Below are 1,340 nucleotides of genomic sequence, written 5' to 3'. Positions count from 1 at the left end.
ATAAAACCTTCCGCAAACAGGAGTGTATCTTTCATCTCTTGAGGAAGCGGTAAATTCCGTGTGCCCTCAACGACATCGCCCCACCAGGAACCAATCTCATTCGAGCAATCCTTTTTAATTCATCAATTTTATCGACAAATGACATACGGAAATCAGAACGATAAAGAGTTCCTCCGATAAAGGTTCTATCACATCCCAATATTTCCAACAAGCTCCGAAATAATATAAATATGCTCTTTTATTTTTACCTTATCTATATTTTCCACAGTCTTCTGTCCACCTAAACCAAGCAATGGGACAAATCCAAAGCAATAATCATAATCTAAGTCTCCGTATTGTTTCAATGCACTTTTATATAAATCAATTTCAAAATAATCCTTCTGAAAATCTTCATCCTTCAAGAATTTCAAGAAAAATAGAAAGTTTTCCAAAATGATTTCAAATACTCCATCTTTGTACTTTACAAGCCTTAAATATCTATTTTCTTCAAATGTTATAATATCACCGAATGCTGTCACAAATATTGGAACTGCTAAGTCCCCACGGAAGTATGTTGAATCCAACAAATCTCTATATTCCTCAGGATTAATAATTTTTAAATATCCTCCTAAAAAAGTTCCTATACCTTGATTTTGCCAAATTTGAATCAATTCATCTGGTACCATAGTACGGTATTTTTCAACTACATCCTGAGGCATCGCCATAACTTTTATAAAATCATCTAACATAATATCACCTCTGTATATATTCCAATTTAATATTGAGCCTTGTTTTATCCAAATCATCTTTTAAAAGATGTTCAGTTGCTTTACGTATTTGCTGATCCATTTCGCTTATTCTTGAACGCCATTGAGATCCTAGAGAAGAATTAATACGAGTATCTCCCATACCTGTAATTTTAGTAGCATAACCGCCGGCTATCATATCTGGATCATGCAAAGCAGCTTGTGTTTTTATCCAGTCCTCAGCAATGCGCTTAGCTTCTGAACGAGAATTCCCTTGTAGCAACATCTCATTGTATTTATCTGCTAGAGCATTTTCTCTGGCAGCTTTTTGAGCAGCTTTAGCTTCCGATGAACGTCCGTTTTTGATGTATTCTTTCCTATTTTCAAAATACTCTTTTACAGCTAATTTGTTTAAACCTTCTTCTTGTCCTTTCAATTGACGAATAAACTCGGCTTCATCATGTTTCGGATTACGTTTAAATACTACGTTAATCTCCTCAATCCTTTGAATCTCTTTAGTTGATTGTAATAAATCTTCTCCCCTGTTTGCTACTTCTCCAGAACCACCTACACCTCTCACCACATCATCCGCATGTTTACTTGAGAAGTGCATCA

Annotated in this window: 2 protein-coding genes; both read right to left on the bottom strand. The window is 35.1% G+C overall.

Annotated features, from left to right (window positions below; genetic code table 11):
- Positions 1 to 188 precede the first annotated feature (188 nt).
- Entirely contained in the window at positions 189 to 728 is a 540-nt protein-coding gene (locus tag HMPREF2628_RS08160) for a T6SS immunity protein Tdi1 domain-containing protein (RefSeq protein WP_004263621.1), read from the bottom strand.
- Between the two features lie 4 nt (positions 729 to 732).
- Positions 733 to 1,340: polymorphic toxin type 15 domain-containing protein (locus HMPREF2628_RS08155; protein ID WP_083320550.1), on the bottom strand; the 608-nt coding region annotated here is incomplete at its 5' end.

The organism is Streptococcus sp. HMSC063B03, assembly GCF_001836965.1.
Lineage (GTDB): Bacteria > Bacillota > Bacilli > Lactobacillales > Streptococcaceae > Streptococcus > Streptococcus pneumoniae_F.
This window is presented reverse-complemented; position numbering and strand designations above follow the sequence as displayed.